A 16112-nucleotide genomic window follows, 5' to 3' on the forward strand; every position below is an offset into this window, starting at 1 on the left:
TGCTGGAGAAACGGGAAGACGGGTATGCAGGCTTGCGAACGGCGAAGTGAAAGGGATGCGTGGCCCACTACCTGATTGCCGCCAGCCCGATCCCCGGGCATGTCATGCCACTGCTGCACGTCGGCGCCGACCTACTCGAGCGCGGTCACCGCGTCACCGTGCTGACGGGCACCGAACACGAAAGCGCGGTCGTCGAGCAGGGGCTGACGGCGTTGGAGTTGCCCGACGCGGCGCGCCCGAAGCGAGACGACAGCGGCTTGCGTGGTCTACCCGGGTTGCTCGACCGCTGGTATCGAGGGCGCGCCGAGATGCGCTCGGTGTTCATCGAGCCACTGGCAGCCCAATATTGGGCGTTGCGTAAGGCGCTCCAGCGCGACCACTTCGACGCGGTGATGTGCGATGTCGCCTTCACCGGCGCCCTGCCGCTGCTGACGGGCCACCGGCCCCGGCCGTGGATCCTGGTGTGCGGAGTCGGCCCGCTGACCCTGTCGAGCGCCGACGCACCACCGTTCGGGACCGCGTGGGCGCCACGTTCGGACGTCAACTACGAACCGATGACCTGGGTGACGCACCGGGTGCTGTTCGGCGACGTCCGTGCCGACTTGAACGCCGCACTCGCCGCCGTCGGCGCCCCGCCGTCTCCGGTGTTCCTGACGGACTGGCCCGTGCTCGCCGACCGGCTTCTGCAGTTCACGGTGCCGTCGCTGGAGTATCCCCGCAGCGATCTACCCGCGAACGTCTCCTACACCGGCCCGGTCATACCGAGGCCCGCCGCGGACCAGCGGGGACTGCCGTGGGATCCGGTAGGCGATTCGCGCACGGTCGTCCACGTCAGCCAGGGCACGTGGGATAACGACGACCTCGACGCGCTCGTCGTGCCCACGGTCAAGGCGCTCGCCGACCGCGAGGACCTGCTGGTGGTGGCGACGACCGGGCGCGAGGGCCGCACGACGCTTCCCGGCCGCGTGCCCGCCAACGCGTGCATCACCGACTTCCTGCCCTATGCCGAACTCCTGCCGCACATCGACGTGATGATCACCAACGGCGGATACGGCGGCGTGCATCAGGCGCTCTCGCACGGCATCCCCCTCATCGTTGCCGGCGGTTCGGCCGACAAGCCGGAGGTCGCCGCCCGGGTGGGCTATGCCCGGGCGGGGATCAACCTGGGCACCTCGCGGCCCGACCGCGCCGAGATCGTCGGCGCGCTCGACGCGATTCTCGGCACCGGCGCCTACCGCGCTGCGGCGCGCCGGTTGAGCCGCGAGATCCGCGGGGAGAACGCCTTCGACCGCATCGCCGAGACGCTGGCGGGCCTGGCGGTGCCGCAGCGGCCGGGGAAGCCGGCCGCGCGTTCTGGCACCCTGGTGGGGTGACGGTAGAAGCAATCAGATCCGGCATCGACCTCAGCTACGTCGACGCCGACGCCCGCCCGCAAGACGACCTGTTCGGCCACGTGAACGGCCGCTGGCTGACCGAGTACGAGATGCCCGGCGACCGAGCCACCGACGGTGCGTTCCGCTTACTGTACGACCGCGCCGAGGAACACGTGCGTGACCTCATCACCGAGGCGGCGGCGTCGAACGCGGAGACGGGCACCGACGAGCAGCGCATCGGCGATCTGTACGCCAGCTTCATAGACGAGCAGGCGGTCGCCGCCCGGGGTGTGCAACCGCTGCTCGAGGAATTGGCGGTCATCGACGCTACCGACTCCCCCGAGGCGCTGGCGCGCGTCCTCGGCGCGTTGCAGCGCACCGGAATCGGCGGCGGAACCGGTGTCTACGTCGATACCGACTCCAAGGACTCGACCCGCTACCTGCTGCACCTGACCCAGTCGGGCCTGGGCCTGCCCGACGAGTCGTACTACCGCGACGAACAGCACGCCGAAACCCTCGCCGCCTATCCGCAGCACATCGCGTCGATGTTCGAGTTGGTTTACGGCGCAGGCGATCACGCCGAAACCGCCGCCCGTATCGTGGCGCTGGAGACCAAACTGGCCGCCGCGCATTGGGACGTCGTCAAGCGGCGCGACGCCGACCTCACCTATAACCTGCGCACCTTCGCCGACCTGCCGGCCGAAGCGCCGGGCTTCGAATGGTCCGGCTGGATGTCCGCACTGGGCACCGACGTTTTCGGAGACGGCAGCTGGCCGGACGAAGTCGTTGTGCGACAGCCCGACTACCTCACTGCGTTCGCCGCCGAGTGGTCCGGCGGGGATCTGGAGGACTGGAAACGCTGGCTGCGCTGGCGCGTGATCCATGCCCGCGCCTTCCTGCTGACCGACGACCTCGTCGCCGAGGACTTCGCGTTCTACGGCCGCAGGCTCTCGGGCACCGAACAGATCCGTGACCGGTGGAAGCGCGCGGTGTCGGTGGTGGAGGGCCTGCTGGGCGACGCGGTCGGAAAGCTCTACGTAGAGCGGCATTTCCCGCCGCACGCCAAGGAGCGGATGGACGAGCTCGTGAACAACATCCGCGAGGCCTACCGCGTGAGCATCAACTCGCTGGAGTGGATGACCCCGCAGACGCGGGAGAAGGCGCTGACCAAGCTGGACAAGTTCACGCCGAAGATCGGATATCCGAAGAAGTGGCGCGACTACTCGGGCCTGGTGATCGAGCGCGACGACCTCTACGGCAACTACCGTCGCGGCTACGCGTTCGAGTACGAGCGGGAGCTGCGCAAGCTCGGCGGGCCCGTCGACCGCGACGAGTGGTTCATGACGCCGCAGACCGTCAACGCCTACTACAACCCCGGCATGAACGAGATCGTCTTCCCCGCGGCGATTCTGCAGCCGCCCTTTTTCGACGCGGACGCCGACGACGCCGCCAACTACGGTGGCATCGGCGCGGTCATCGGCCACGAGATCGGGCACGGGTTCGACGATCAGGGCGCCAAGTACGACGGCGACGGCAATCTGGTCGACTGGTGGACCGACGAGGACCGCACGGAGTTCGGCGCGCGGACAAAGAAGTTGATCGAGCAGTACGACGAGTACGTGCCCCGCCAGTTGAGCAACGGGCACCATGTGAACGGCGCCTTCACCGTCGGCGAGAACATCGGCGACCTCGGCGGGCTGTCGATCGCGCTGTTGGCTTACCGGCTGTCGCTGAAGGGTGAGCCCGCGCCGGTCCTCGACGGGCTGACCGGCGAGCAGCGGGTGTTCTTCGGCTGGGCTCAGGTGTGGCGGACGAAATCCCGTGATGCCGAAGCGATCCGGCGCCTCGCGATCGACCCGCACTCACCGCCGGAGTTCCGCTGCAACGGCGTCATCCGCAATATGGATGCGTTCTACGAGGCGTTCGACGTCACCGAGGACGACGTGCTCTACCTGGAACCCGAACAGCGAGTACACATCTGGAACTAGGAATTTGGGCCCAGAACGCCGCGAGACTACGGTTTTTGACGGGGTCACTCGCGATTCCCGTCAGAAACCGTAGTCTCGGCGCGACCGCCTTAGAACATCTGCCAGTCGGACGCGCCGTCGGGCTGGTTGTAGATACCGGTCGAGTTCTTGATCACCACGGCGTCACCGCTGCCGAAGTTGTCGAAGAACCACTTCGCGTTGGCCGGGCTCAGGTTGATACAGCCGTGGCTGACGTTGCTCTCGCCCTGAGAACCGACTGACCACGGGGCGCTGTGCACGAAGACACCGCTGTTGTCGATGCGCACCGCGTCCTTCACCTTGAGCTTGTAGCCCTCGGGTGAGTCCACGGGCACGCCGTACGTCGACGAGTCCATCACGATGTCGGCGAACTTCTCCAGCACGTAATAGGTGCCGTTCTTGGTGTCGTGGCCCTTCTTGCCCATCGACACCGGGAACGTCTTCTCGAGTTCGCCGTTGCGGTGCACCTGCATCTGCAGCGTGTCGTTGTCGATGGTCGCGACGAGCTGTTCGGGCACGGTGAAGCTGGATTTGGTGCCCGAAGCGTCGATGTTGACCTTCGTGCCCGCGGGCCAGAAGTCCTGTGGACGCCACCGAACCTGGGTGTCACTGGTCCAGTAAAACCGGCCGGGAACGGGCGGCTCAGACGAGATGTGGATCGCGCTCTCGGCCATCTGACGGTTGGCGATCGGCCGCTGGAAGTTGATGTAGATCGGCTTGGCCGCGCCGACGATCGAACCGTTGGTCGGGTTGAAGGACGGCGGTGCGAACACCGGTGCGCCGACATACGGCGTCGGATTCTGTCCGGCCGGGGTGCCCTCCGGAATCGGCTGCTGCTGAGCCAGCGGATCGGGCGGGGCGAAGAACGGGTTCGACGGGGGCGGAGGCGGCGGAGCCTCGGCGGCCGGAGCCGGTGGCGCCGGTGCGGCGAACGGGTCCGCCGGTGGGGGCGGCGGCGGGAACACCGGCGCGGGTGGCGGCGCCGCGGCGACGGCCGGATCGACCGGCGCCGGCGGTGGTGGCGGCGGGACACCCGGCTGAGCGAGCGCTGACGGGCTCGCGAGCATCCCCCCGACGACGCTCGCCGCCGCTATCGCAGTGAGCAACCGACTGCGCTTTACCCTGCGCATACACAACCTCCCAGTCGCAGAACTCCAACCAGTGTGGCATAACGCCCCGGGCGTCCCGGCCGGTCCGCGTGACCCGTCGTCTTGGGCAAACGCTCAATCCACACTCGTGACCTGCATTGTTCATCGGTCATGGGCGCTCACTGTTAACACCAGCTACCGGATCGCTCGGCCCGCCGGGTTCAGCAAGCAGTGAGCCATGACTTGATCGGGCCTGCCGGTGGCAGGCTGGGCGCATGATTGTGGCTTTCAGCGTGAGCCCGACGGGTGGCGACGACAGCGTGGGCGACGCGGTCGCCGAGGCGGTCAAGGTGGTCCGCGAGTCGGGACTTCCGAACGAGACCAACGCGATGTTCACCAACATCGAGGGTGACTGGGACGAGGTGATGGACGTCGTGAAGAGAGCGGTCGACGCGGTGGCCGCGGCCGCACCGCGGGTGAGCCTGGTGCTCAAGGCCGACATCCGCCCCGGCCACACCGATCAGCTGACGGCGAAGGTCAGGCGAATCGACGAGGCCCTTGGCGGCTAGGAGCGCACCAGCCGCGCGATGGCGGCGGAGGCCTCGGCCAGCTTCGTGTCGGCCTGGTCACCGCCTTCGGCGACCGCCTGGGCCACGCAGTGCCCGAGATGCTCGTCGAGCAGGCCGAGCGCGACGGACTGCAGCGCGCTGTTGACGGCGCTGATCTGGGTGAGCACGTCGATGCAGTACTTGTCGTCCTCGATCATCTTCGCGATGCCGCGAACCTGACCCTCTATTCGACGCAACCTCTTGGCGTAGTTTTCCTTCTGTTGCGAATATCCGTGCGCCACAGTCATCTTCAGCCCCTCAACATCTGATTCATCTGGTCGATCTCGGCCTGCTGCGTGTCGACGATGGTCTGGGCCAGCCGCTTGGCGTCAACGTTCTCGCCGTTGGCGAGCTCCGCGCGGGCCATTTCGATCGCACCCTGGTGGTGGGCGATCATCGACTGCAGCCACAGGGTGTCGAACTCGGGGCCCGAGAGCGTCTGAAGCTTGGCCATGGTGGCGTCGTCGACCATGCCCGGCATCGCGCCGCCGTGTCCCTCGTGCCCGCCCTGGCCGGTGTCGGCGTCGGGGTTCTCCTGCCACTGCACGAGCAGCACCTGCATGGTGCGGATCTCAGGCTCCTGAGCCTTCGAGATCTGGTCGGCCAACGCCTTCACCTCCGGATTCGTGGAGCGGTCCGGAACGAGCGCCGACAGCTCCACGGCCTGCTCGTGATGCGGGATCATGTTCGTCGCGAACGCGACATCGTCGGCGTTGTAGCCGGCCGGTTGACCGCTGATCACCGGTTCGTCGGGATGCTCGTGGTCGGTGTGTCCGTCAGAGGCCGGGCTGCTGGTGCACGATGTGAGCAAGATCGCGGTGGCGAAGGCGACCAGGATGGCGGTGAGGCGAGCGATCAGCGACGTCATGAAGCCGATGGTACCGGATACCCCACCGGGGTATAAATAACGGTTTGGCCGGGGCAAAACACCGGAGGCATACTTGTTTGATGCCCTCAGAAACTCCCGGCACCGAAGCCCGCCATAAGGCGGAGCCCGACATAAAGCCCCGCAGTCGCGACGTCACCGACGGCCTGGAGAAGGCCGCCGCCCGCGGGATGCTGCGCGCGGTAGGCATGGGTGACGACGACTGGGCCAAACCCCAGATCGGCGTCGGATCGTCGTGGAACGAGATCACGCCGTGCAACATGTCGCTGCAGCGACTCGCGCAGTCGGTCAAGGGTGGCGTGCACGCCGCCGGCGGCTTCCCACTGGAGTTCGGCACCATCTCGGTGTCCGACGGCATCTCCATGGGCCACGAGGGCATGCACTTCTCCCTGGTGTCGCGCGAGGTGATCGCCGACAGCGTCGAGACCGTCGTGCAGGCCGAACGCCTCGACGGCACCGTGCTGCTGGCCGGTTGCGACAAGTCGATCCCCGGCATGCTGATGGCCGCGGCACGGCTGGATCTGGCGTCGGTGTTCTTCTACAACGGCTCGATCATGCCGGGCACGGCCAAGCTGACCGACGGGACCGAGAAGGAAGTCACGATCATCGACGCCTTCGAGGCCGTCGGGGCATGCGCGCGCGGCCTGATGTCGCGTGAGGACGTCGACATCATCGAGCGTGCCATCTGCCCGGGTGAAGGCGCCTGCGGCGGCATGTACACCGCCAACACCATGGCCTCAGCCGCCGAGGCTCTCGGAATGTCGTTGCCGGGCAGTGCCTCTCCGGTGGCCATCGACAAGCGCCGCGACGACTTCGCCTGCCGCTCCGGTGAGGCCGTCGTCGAGATGCTGCGCCGCGGCATCACCGCCCGCGACATCCTGACCAAGGAGGCGTTCGAAAACGCCATCGCGGTGGTGATGGCGTTCGGCGGTTCGACCAACGCGGTGCTGCACCTGCTGGCGATCGCCAGCGAGGCTGGCGTCAAGCTGACCCTGGAGGATTTCACCCGGGTCGGCCAGAAGGTGCCACACCTGGCCGATGTGAAGCCGTTCGGCCGGCACGTGATGAAGCACGTTGACGAGATCGGCGGCGTGCCCGTCGTGATGCGCGCGCTGCTCGATGCCGGTCTGCTGCACGGCGATTGCCTGACGGTGACCGGTCAGACGATGGCCGAGAACCTGGCGCACATCGCTCCCCCGGACCCGGACGGCAAGGTGCTGCGGGCGATGAACAACCCGATCCACCCGACCGGCGGCATCACGATCCTGCACGGTTCGCTGGCGCCGGAGGGCGCGGTGGTGAAGTCGGCGGGCTTCGACTCGGACGTGTTCGAGGGCACGGCAAGGGTTTTCGAGCGTGAGCGGGCGGCGCTGGACGCGCTGGAGGACGGGACGATCACGCACGGCGACGTCGTCGTCATCCGGTACGAGGGCCCCAAGGGCGGGCCGGGGATGCGCGAGATGCTGGCGATCACCGGCGCGATCAAGGGCGCGGGCTTGGGCAAGGATGTGCTGCTGATGACCGACGGACGGTTCTCCGGCGGCACGACGGGCCTGTGTGTGGGCCATATCGCGCCGGAAGCCGTCGACGGTGGGCCGATCGCGTTCGTCCGCGACGGTGACCGCATCCGGCTCGACGTCGCCAACGGGACGCTCGACATCCTCGTCGATCCCACCGAGTTCGAGTCCCGCAAGGCCGGTTTCGAGCCGCTGCCGCCGCGATACACGACCGGCGTGCTGGCCAAGTACACCAAGCTGGTCGGATCGGCAGCCGTCGGCGCGGTCTGCGGATAGCGTTGGCTGCTCGAGCGCGCTATCGAACAGCTATCGAGGCGGCGGAGGATCGGTCGGCGTCAGCGCGATGGGCAGCCAGTACGTGCCGGGCCCCTGGCCCGGGCATCCCGGTGCGGGCACGGTGAATGTGCGCTCACCGGAGAAGCTGCCGTCGCCGTTGGGCTTGAGCCAGTCCGAACGCTGCGTCGTCACGGTGCCGCCGCTTCCGTCGGGATTGCAGTAGAAGGGGTAATCACCGGCGGACTCCCACCGGTCGCCGTTCCACCGGTATTCGAATTGTGCTGGCGCGTTGGGGTCTTGGGAGATCTCCGTCTCCCTCAACCAGCGGGAGATGCAGCCGTTGACATCGCAGTGCGTGGTGAAGAGGCCGAGCTGGGTGGCCGGACCCGCCGAAGCCGGTGCACCGTTGAACGTCTGTCTCGCGTGATCGAGCAGAGCGTTGTAGTAGCCGTAGATCGGTACCGGCTCGGGGCGGTCGGCGATGGCTGAAGGTGCCAGTGCCACTGCGCTACAGCCGAGGCCCACCGCGACGGACAATGCTTTCGACTTCACCGGGGCTCCTTCGGCCGGAGCCCTCGGCGGACTGAGAACTCTAGGAGCTCTGAATAACACAGCGCCGCGTCAGATGTCGGCGAATCAGCGCGTTCGGCGCGCGGACGCCAACCGGGCTATGCGCGGCAGCGCGATCGCACACACGGGCAGGTACGCGGTCGCCCACCACGGCACGCCGAACACGATTCGGGACCGGCCGTTTTCAGCAATCACCTCGTGGCGCGTCGCCCCGACGCCTGCGACCTTCCAGGCCCAGCAGCGGCAGGGGCGGAATTCGGTGATGGTGAACGGCAGCGCCACACCGACCGGCGTGAGCACCCTGCCTTGTGAGCCGAGGTGCATGGCGCCGCCCTCGTCCAGTTCGGCGCCCGACACGGTCGGCCCCCACTTCGGCCACGTGTCGAGGTCGGTGATGACGTCCCACACGGCTTCTGGAGCAGCATCGCTGCGTAACTCCACCGTCGGCATCCCGCGTCGGAATCCGAAGTCCATCTCTGGCTGGTGCCCCGGTCGGTGGTGCGCTAAACGACTAGGGCGGCGGCGGATCGATGGGAGTCAGAGAAAAAGGCAGCCGGTGGGTCCCCGGACCTTCTCCCGGGCATCCGGCCCCCTCGATGAGGAGGGTCCGCTCCCCGAAGAAGCTGCCGTCCCCGTTGGGCATCAGGTAGTCCGAGCGTGTCGCTTTCACCGCGCTGCTCGGGTCGTGGCGATCGCACATGTAGGGATACTCACCGCTTGTCGACCACCGGTCGCCGGTCCACCGGTATACGTAGAACAGCGGAGCACCTGGGTTGCGGGCATGGTCGTCCTCGTTGTTCCAGCGCGCCACGCACCCGTCGACGTCGCAATGAGTCGTCAACTCGACGGGTACGTTGATCGGGTTCATCGGCGTCGGCCGACCGTTGAATGTCTGCTTCGAGAAGTCGATGAATTCGTCGTAAAACCCGTAGAGCGGCGGCGGTTCGGCGCGGTCCGCGTGTGCGACGGGAGCCACGACCACGGCTGCGGTGGCCGCAAAGACGGCTACCGGCAACGTTTTCGACATAGGACTGGGTAACACACCGAGAACATCAATGCCCGGAGAATTGATGGAAAAGTTCAGGCAGGAATCCGGCGAGGTGGTTCATCTCCTGCGCACAGTGCACCATCAAGTCGCGCGGATCCGGCAGCTGTCGCGCCGCAACCGGGCGAATCACCCTGTCAGTCAACCAATTACCACGCCGAACGCCGACATGCCTGCCTCCCATCCAGAACCGCGAACGCATCTCCGCGCCGTCAGGCGTCTGCCGGACCTGGTGCACCAGCCAGCCGACATCGACAGGAACGTCGCCCGATCCGAGACGCGCGCAGATCGCCACACCGTCGCCCAGGTCGCCGAGCCCCAGCTCGGACGGCTGCACGAACCGGATCGCGGGTCGGGTGAAGGACGAGCCGAGGTACTCCTCCACCAGAGATGTCCGACCGACGTACCCACCTTCGCCGCCGCCGTCGTCCCAACGGACGGACACGTGTGCGCGGGGATGCCACAGTTTGTAGCGACGTGAGTCGTGGCCGTGCCACCCGAACCACCAGTCCCACATGGCGGGTGTGACGCCGGGCATGTCGGTGCGTACCGACACCTGAATGCCGCCGTCGCGCAGAACGCCGTACCCGTTCTCGGTCCGCTGGTATCCGTCGACGCGCATCGCTACGAGGTCGTCGAAGGCCGGAAGTGTCGGCTCGGCCTGAGGGCCGTGCTCCAGTGCCTCGACGATATGTCGCGGAAGAGCCGACATCTCGGGGTTGTAGAACGCCGCGAACTCGACGCCGAGGTCGTCGTGGCGGTATCCGAGGTAGGACTTCATGTCACACCCTGCCCATCCAGCTGTGGAACCGCCCGTCGGGGTCGTATTGCGCGCGCACGCGGTCGAGGCGGGCCATCGCGTCGTCGGTGGCGAATCGGGCCGGTCGCTGTCCGAGGTTCTCGTCGGCGAGTTGGATGCCGGTGGCCAGATGCGCCATGGCCGCCATGTTCGAGCAGGCCCAGTCCGCGTAGCGATCGTCGTCGGCGGCCTCGCGCCAAACCGTATACAAGGCAAGGTAGATGTCGTCTTCGAGGCTGAACGCCATGTCCTGGCGGGCCGGCGAAGGGCCCCAGTTCAACCACAGGAAATGCGACGGGTGCGGGGGCAGAGTCTCGATGATGCGGCGAATCCCGGGCAGCAGTTCGTCCGCGGATGCCGACGTCCACATGTTGTCGGCGGCGTAGCGGTAGCCTGTCGGATAGTTGCTCATCACCCCCTCGTACCAAGTCGCGAGGTCGGCGGGCGCGTATGGGACCGCGACGACGGCCCGGTCGCGCACCGGGCAGGTATCGAGCAGCGCCAGCGCTTGCAACGCTTCGTCCTCCGAATCCGCGAACACCGGTGACGCCATGACGATCCCGGGCTGCTCGATTCCGGCGCCGGGCACGCTTTTGGACGCGACGATCTGCAGCTCCACCCGTCGGTCGACGTCGGCGCTGATCGCCCTGGCCCACGTGAAGATCTCGTCAACCAACTCGATCGGATACACATACAGGCTGCTGCCGCAGATGGCAGGCCGCGGATAAAGCTTGAGGTGGAACGCGATCACGACACCGAAGAATCCGGGCCCTGAACCTCTTGCGGCCCAGTACATCTCGGGGTGACTATCCGGACTGCAGTGAATCCGCTCGCCGTCGGCGGTCACCACATCCAGTCCGATGACGCTTTCGCAAGCCGGTCCGAGAATGCGGCTGTTCCAGCCGTATCCGCCCTGCAGCAGGTATCCGCCGACGCACACGCCCTTGCAATGTCCTGCCGGGAAGAACAGGTTCTGTGCCTCCAGGTCCGCGGCCAGCAGGCTGCCGCCTTTTCCGGGCCCGACGACCGCGGTCATGCGTTCGGCGTCGATGGTGCAGTCGTTCAGGCGACTGACGTCGAGCAGCATGCCGCCGTCGCGCACGTGACTGCCTGCCCAGCTGTGACCGCCCGAGCGGACGCCGACTTGGAGGTCGTGTGCGGCCGCGTAGCGCAGCGCGGCGACGACATCATCGACGTCTGCGGCTTGGACCACCACTTCGGGATAGCGGTCCGGGGTGCGCGCGTTCCAGACGGTCGCGCACCGGGCAGCCTCGTATCCGTCGTCGCAGCGGGTGAAGGAACGATCAGATGGGAGTGACATCAGGGACCTCCTTGGTCCGTATACCGAATCTTTGTGAACCGGTATGCGGATCAATATAGTGAGGGCGTGACTCGTCCGGACCCAAATGAACGAACCGATGCGGGGCGGGAAGACGGCATTCAGGTGCTGCGCCGCGCAGCAGCCGCCCTGGACGAGATCGCGGCGGCGCCCGGCCGCCTGCGGCTGGTGGATCTAGGCGCTCAGCTGGGCCTGGCCAAGTCGACGGCGCGCCGACTGCTCGTCGGATTGGTGGAGGTCGGCTTCGCTGCGGTCGACGACCAGGGCCGGTTCTCGCTCGGGGATCGGCTGCTCGGCCTCGGAAGCGCCGACGTGGCGGGACTGGCAGCGTTGTTCCGCCCGACGCTAGAGCAAGTCGCGACGACCACTGAGGAGACAGTCGATCTATCGGTGCTGCGGGGCGGCGAGATGTTGTTCATCGACCAGCTGGAATCGGCCCATCGGCTACGCGCGGTGTCGGCGGTCGGCATGCGCTTTCCGCTGGAGTCGACGGCCAACGGCAAGGCGGCGACGGCGCTGTTGAACGGGTCGACCGAGGTGGCGTTCGACCGTGACGAGCACACCGTCGGGATTTCGGCCGCCGGTGTGGCCGGGCGTACCGCCGGCGGACACGTCGTCGCCATCTCGGTGCCCGCGCCGACCGAACGGTTCGCGACCCATGAAAAGCGGATCGTCGGCGCGCTGACGGCCGCGGCCGCCACGGCGCCCTGGTCGAGATGACTATTCGACGATGCGGGCGACTGCGAAGCCGTCCCAGCCTTTGAGCCCGACGGTCTGTATCGCGGCGGTTTCCAGTTGCGGATGGTCGCCCATCATTTCGAGCATCTCGCGCACGGCGCGGGCCTGGGCGTCGTCGGCGGCCGGCTCGAGTACGCGGCCGAAACGAGCGATGTTGTCCACCACGATGATTGAGCCTGGCTTGCCGAGCTTGATGGCCCACTCGACGTAGGCGACGTTGTTCTCCTTGTCGGCGTCGATGAAGGCCAGATCGAAGACGTCGCCGCGGTCGGCCAGCATCGGCAGTATGTCGAGGGCTGCGCCGACGATGATCTCGATGCGATTCTGTACGCCCGCGCGGGCGAAGTTTTCCTTGGCGATGTCGGCGTGCTTGGGGTCATATTCCAAGGTGACGACGTGGCCGTCCGGCCCGACGCCGCGGGCGAGGTTGATGGTGCTGTAGCCAGCAAGGGTGCCGATCTCCAGGACGCGGGCGGCCGAGGACAGCGACGCCAATAGGTAGAGAAGCTTGCCGTGTTGGCCGGATACCTCGATGGGAGGCATCCCGGCGGCGTTGCCGGACTCGCGCGCGGCGCGCAGGGCGTCGTCTTCGGTGTGCAGGATGCGGTTGAAAAGCTCGTCGAGCGTCTTCGAGTCGGGGTCGGACATCTGCGGAACGATAGCGGAAGCGCTTCTGAGTAGCGACGGGCATCGTCGTGGTTTGCTGGCGGTGGTAACTGTGGCCGGTTGTCCGGTGATGGCTCAGGCCAGACGCGACGCCGGTAGGTAGCTCGTCGTGCGTGGCAGGGAGGCTTGGGAAGGGTGTCGAGCGTGGGAATCTGCGCCAGATCGGGCGCGCCCGAGTGGTGAGAATTGGCGCGATGGCTGGTGTTGGGGGTCGGGTAACATTTGCCAGGTGACGCCTGAGGGGGCATGCCAACCGATCGGCGCGACGCCGATCCGTGCGCGGGATGACGATGACTGAGACGCTGCGAATCGATACCGACCTGGTGCTCGAAGCCGGTGGGCGGTTGCGTGCGGTCGCGGATGCCATCCCCGAGCCGCCGGCTTCGTTCAAGCCGGCGGGTGAAGATGCTTTGTCGACGGCGATCGCTGCCAAAGTCGCTGAAGTGGTCGACCCGGCGATCGCGCAGCTGCCGGTCGTCAAGGCGGAGTTGGCGAAGTATGCGCAGAACGTCGTCAATGCCGCCAACACCTACGACGCGGTTGACCGGCAGATCGCCGAAGACATACGCAAGCGCGTCGAATCGCTCAGTGATGCGGCAGGGGCAGGCGGCGCGGTCGGCGGTGTGTCCGGTGCAGCGTTGGGGACGATGTCATCCTCGGACTCGACGCCTTCGGTCGGGGAGGGACCGGAGACGGCGCTGTGAGTTATCCGCCACCGCCTGGGGGTCCGCCGCCGGGTGTTCCCGGTCCGCCACAGGGCTATTCGGGGCCGTATGGTCCGCCTCCGCAGAAGCCCCCGTGGCAGCAGCAGTGGCCGGCGGGCCCGCCGCCGAAGAAGCGTGGCAACGCCTGGAAGTGGCTGCTGGGCGGTGTGGCGCTGTTAGCCGTCATCGGAGTCACTGTGGCAGTTACGATTTCGGTGACCTCGGGCGGTGGGGACGACAACGATCCGACACCGTCGGGTGAAACCTTCGGTCTAGCAAGCGCCCACGACACGGGCCCCGCGAACATCATTACCGAGGATCCGAGTTGTGCTGCTTGGGGACCTATCAACAAACAACTCGCGGGTGCCCAAAGAAACGGTTGGGAGAGTATCGACCGTTCCCTTCGGGCCTCAGACTGGTCAACTGACCAGCGCGCCAAGTACGTTGCCGTCGGACAAGCGATGCTAGATGTTGCCGACCAGACGGAGCGCTTAGCCCGAATGACCCCGCATCGGACAATGCGCCAGCTGTATGAACAGGTCATCGCTTATGCACGTGCATACAACGAGGCGATTCCTTCCTACGAACCGGTGGATAACTATTTAGCCACTGTCGTAGCAGATGCCGCGTCAGCGATTGCGAATATTTGCGCCACCATCTCATACGGCTCAGCCCAAGCTTGGGCACCATCGGTTTCCGACGTTGATCCCCCATCTCATTTGTCGCCGTTGCAGAGTCCTAGAACCTCGACACCATTTCTCGTTTCATCCGATGGGACCTGTAACCAGTGGGAACCACTGCTAAGGAGCTTCAAATCCGATACTGGGTCGTGGTCCACAATCGATGCGAGCAAGCCCGCGACACAGTGGACGCCGCAGCAACGGTCCTCTGCTGATGCGCTAGCGCCCGTCATCGAAAACTTCGCAACCGATGTCGAGGAGCTGGGACGGCGGAGCAGCAACGGGGCCTTGCAGGATTTCGCTGTGCTAGCAGCCCAGTATCGCCGCGCCTTCGTGCACGCATTACCGAGTTACACCCCGGCTGACTCTTATCTATCGGCAGTCGCTGTCGATCTCACAAACATGATTTTTGATGCGTGCAAGGCTGTTGAGGGCTAGTGATGGGTATCGGTAGACCCGCCGACCCATACGGCCTGACTGAGCCTCCAGCATGGCCAGATGTCGACGAGGATTCTCTTCAGTCTTTTGCTACGGCGTTCGATGCGACATCTAAAGCCGTTGACGTGCAACTGGAGTCGGCCAGACAGGAAATGCTTCGTCTGTTTCGCGGCGTCGGCCTTTGGTCCGGAGTCACAGCGGGCGCGGCGAGTGGATCTCTCCATGATCGCATCACTGAGCTAGAGGACTTGAGGGAGAAGCTTGACACCTCAGCCAAACTATTCGACTGGGGCGTCACCGCGACTATCGCCGCTAAGACTCAAATTTCAAACAACGTCGAGGTAGCCAACAAGGTCCTCGAGTGGGTTCGATTACACCCAGACATACCCGAGGGTGCGAAGCAGTCTGCGATCGCCGAAGGTACCGCCGCGATTCGCAAAGCGAACGTTTCAATAGTCACGGAGGCGGCGTCTCAGCTTCCTGGCGGCAATGCGGCATCCGCAGAGCGATCAGCGGGCGCAGACGGCATATCTATGCTTCAGGGCAGAACGCCGGATGACGGCTCAGCGGTTATACCTGCGAGCAGCATGTCAGGCGTCGGTGGTCACGGTCTCATTGAGGATCTACCATCCGAGAACCTGACCGCGCCAAGTTTTACACCCGCAGCGAGTGGCGACATTAGTGAGGTGGGCGGGTCCGAGGTAACCGAGGATCCACCTCTTAGCTCGTTACCTTCGGGTACACAGGGCCCACACATCGGTGGCATTTCTGACATCGGCGGCGAAGAAGTTGTTGCGGACCGACCTACTTTAAGCGCCGCATCCCCCGCCATCCCCGGAGTTCCCGGAATCCCCGCCGCCCCAAATATTCCCGCGGCACCCGCACCTCCACGCATCAGCGCCCCAAGCAGCCCCCTTTCGAGCGGTGGAACATCCGCGCCGTCGGTCCCAGGCACACCGTCTGCGCCTACCTCGCCAAGCACGCCGAGCACTGTCAATCCCGCAGCCGCCTCACCGACTCAGACGCCAATCGCCGACTTCCAGTCGGCCATCGCAGATTCGGCATCCAAAGCTGTCGTCCAAGCCCCAATTCCGCCACCGCAATCCGCACCGATTGCCGCATCGGCCATGCAGCCGTCCAATCTTCCCCCGGTTTCAGACACCCCGCCGACAACGCCATCCCAGACCACAGCCCCGCCCGCCGCAGGCCCGACGGCCAGCCAGGCGCCCGTCACACCGCTTCCCGCACCAGGGGCCGCGCCCGCTCCACCTGTACCGCTGGGCCCGCCGCCCACTCCCCCGCCGGCCGCCCCAGTCGCTCCGGCCGCCAACGTCGCCTCCGGCATCCCGCCCAGCACAGCCGCACCCGGTGCCGGCACA

The 16112-nt window shown here is 66.2% G+C and carries 18 protein-coding genes; 7 read left to right on the plus strand and 11 right to left on the minus strand.

Going from position 1 to position 16112, the window contains the following annotated elements; all coding sequences use genetic code 11:
* Positions 1-59 precede the first annotated feature (59 nt).
* Both AAHH99_RS15635 and AAHH99_RS15640 read left to right on the plus strand, forming a co-directional pair.
* Positions 60-1373 (plus strand): glycosyltransferase, encoded by a 1314-nt coding sequence (locus tag AAHH99_RS15635; RefSeq protein WP_418769406.1) that lies wholly within the window; start codon positions 60-62, stop codon positions 1371-1373.
* Entirely contained in the window at positions 1370-3361 is a 1992-nt protein-coding gene (locus AAHH99_RS15640) for a M13 family metallopeptidase (protein ID WP_418769407.1), read from the plus strand. Before AAHH99_RS15635 ends, AAHH99_RS15640 begins: the two co-directional genes overlap by 4 nt.
* Positions 3362-3450: 89 nt before the next feature.
* On the opposite strand, the gene AAHH99_RS15645 is transcribed toward AAHH99_RS15640, so the two are convergent.
* The gene (locus tag AAHH99_RS15645) at positions 3451-4509 is read right to left on the minus strand and encodes a L,D-transpeptidase (RefSeq protein WP_418769408.1); all 1059 of its coding nucleotides are present in this window, start codon (positions 4507-4509) and stop codon (positions 3451-3453) included.
* Positions 4510-4742: 233 nt separating this feature from the next.
* On the opposite strand from AAHH99_RS15645, the gene AAHH99_RS15650 reads away from it, so the two are divergent.
* The gene (locus tag AAHH99_RS15650) at positions 4743-5036 is read left to right on the plus strand and encodes an MTH1187 family thiamine-binding protein (protein ID WP_418769409.1); all 294 of its coding nucleotides are present in this window, start codon (positions 4743-4745) and stop codon (positions 5034-5036) included.
* Here the strand turns inward: AAHH99_RS15650 and AAHH99_RS15655 are convergent.
* Positions 5033-5323, minus strand: a complete 291-nt coding sequence (locus tag AAHH99_RS15655) for a metal-sensitive transcriptional regulator (RefSeq protein WP_418769410.1) — start codon at positions 5321-5323, stop codon at positions 5033-5035. The genes AAHH99_RS15650 and AAHH99_RS15655 overlap by 4 nt on opposite strands.
* Before the next feature lie 2 nt (positions 5324-5325).
* The gene (locus AAHH99_RS15660; protein WP_418769411.1) at positions 5326-5943 is read right to left on the minus strand and encodes a DUF305 domain-containing protein; all 618 of its coding nucleotides are present in this window, start codon (positions 5941-5943) and stop codon (positions 5326-5328) included.
* An 80-nt stretch (positions 5944-6023) separates the two neighbouring features.
* Here AAHH99_RS15660 and ilvD point away from each other — a divergent pair, with 80 nt between their 5' ends.
* A complete protein-coding gene (gene ilvD, locus AAHH99_RS15665) occupies positions 6024-7754 on the plus strand; it encodes a dihydroxy-acid dehydratase (RefSeq protein WP_418769412.1) in 1731 nt (576 codons plus the stop codon).
* A 30-nt stretch (positions 7755-7784) separates the two neighbouring features.
* On the opposite strand, the gene AAHH99_RS15670 is transcribed toward ilvD, so the two are convergent.
* The 5 genes from AAHH99_RS15670 to AAHH99_RS15690 all read right to left on the minus strand — a co-directional run bounded on the left by AAHH99_RS15670 (position 7785) and on the right by AAHH99_RS15690 (position 11492).
* A complete protein-coding gene (locus tag AAHH99_RS15670; RefSeq protein ID WP_418769654.1) occupies positions 7785-8258 on the minus strand; it encodes a hypothetical protein in 474 nt (157 codons plus the stop codon).
* A 132-nt stretch (positions 8259-8390) separates the two neighbouring features.
* Positions 8391-8798: an SRPBCC family protein gene (locus tag AAHH99_RS15675; protein ID WP_418769413.1), complete on the minus strand. Its 408-nt coding sequence runs from the start codon at positions 8796-8798 to the stop codon at positions 8391-8393.
* 37 nt (positions 8799-8835) lie between these two features.
* A complete protein-coding gene (locus AAHH99_RS15680) occupies positions 8836-9351 on the minus strand; it encodes a hypothetical protein (RefSeq protein ID WP_418769414.1) in 516 nt (171 codons plus the stop codon).
* A gap of 25 nt (positions 9352-9376) precedes the next feature.
* Entirely contained in the window at positions 9377-10150 is a 774-nt protein-coding gene (locus tag AAHH99_RS15685; protein ID WP_418769415.1) for a DAPG hydrolase family protein, read from the minus strand.
* Position 10151: 1 nt separating this feature from the next.
* Entirely contained in the window at positions 10152-11492 is a 1341-nt protein-coding gene (locus tag AAHH99_RS15690; protein WP_418769655.1) for an FAD-binding oxidoreductase, read from the minus strand.
* A gap of 63 nt (positions 11493-11555) precedes the next feature.
* Between AAHH99_RS15690 and AAHH99_RS15695 the strand changes: the two genes are divergently transcribed.
* A complete protein-coding gene (locus AAHH99_RS15695; protein ID WP_418769416.1) occupies positions 11556-12227 on the plus strand; it encodes an IclR family transcriptional regulator in 672 nt (223 codons plus the stop codon).
* On the opposite strand, the gene AAHH99_RS15700 is transcribed toward AAHH99_RS15695, so the two are convergent.
* Positions 12228-12893, minus strand: coding sequence for an O-methyltransferase (locus AAHH99_RS15700; RefSeq protein ID WP_418769417.1), 666 nt, complete (start codon positions 12891-12893; stop codon positions 12228-12230).
* A gap of 302 nt (positions 12894-13195) precedes the next feature.
* Between AAHH99_RS15700 and AAHH99_RS15705 the strand changes: the two genes are divergently transcribed.
* Entirely contained in the window at positions 13196-13615 is a 420-nt protein-coding gene (locus AAHH99_RS15705; RefSeq protein WP_418769418.1) for a hypothetical protein, read from the plus strand.
* 55 nt (positions 13616-13670) lie between these two features.
* Here the strand turns inward: AAHH99_RS15705 and AAHH99_RS15710 are convergent, their stop codons facing one another.
* On the minus strand, positions 13671-13802 hold the full coding sequence (locus AAHH99_RS15710; protein WP_418769419.1) for a hypothetical protein: 132 nt from the start codon (positions 13800-13802) through the stop codon (positions 13671-13673).
* A gap of 10 nt (positions 13803-13812) precedes the next feature.
* Between AAHH99_RS15710 and AAHH99_RS15715 the strand changes: the two genes are divergently transcribed.
* Positions 13813-14733, plus strand: coding sequence for a hypothetical protein (locus tag AAHH99_RS15715; protein ID WP_418769420.1), 921 nt, complete (start codon positions 13813-13815; stop codon positions 14731-14733).
* Between the two features lie 1018 nt (positions 14734-15751).
* On the opposite strand, the gene AAHH99_RS15720 is transcribed toward AAHH99_RS15715, so the two are convergent.
* The gene (locus AAHH99_RS15720) at positions 15752-16111 is read right to left on the minus strand and encodes a hypothetical protein (protein WP_418769421.1); all 360 of its coding nucleotides are present in this window, start codon (positions 16109-16111) and stop codon (positions 15752-15754) included.
* Position 16112: the final 1 nt, after the last annotated feature.

Source organism: Mycobacterium neumannii (genome assembly GCF_048452905.1).
Taxonomy (GTDB): domain Bacteria; phylum Actinomycetota; class Actinomycetes; order Mycobacteriales; family Mycobacteriaceae; genus Mycobacterium; species Mycobacterium neumannii_B.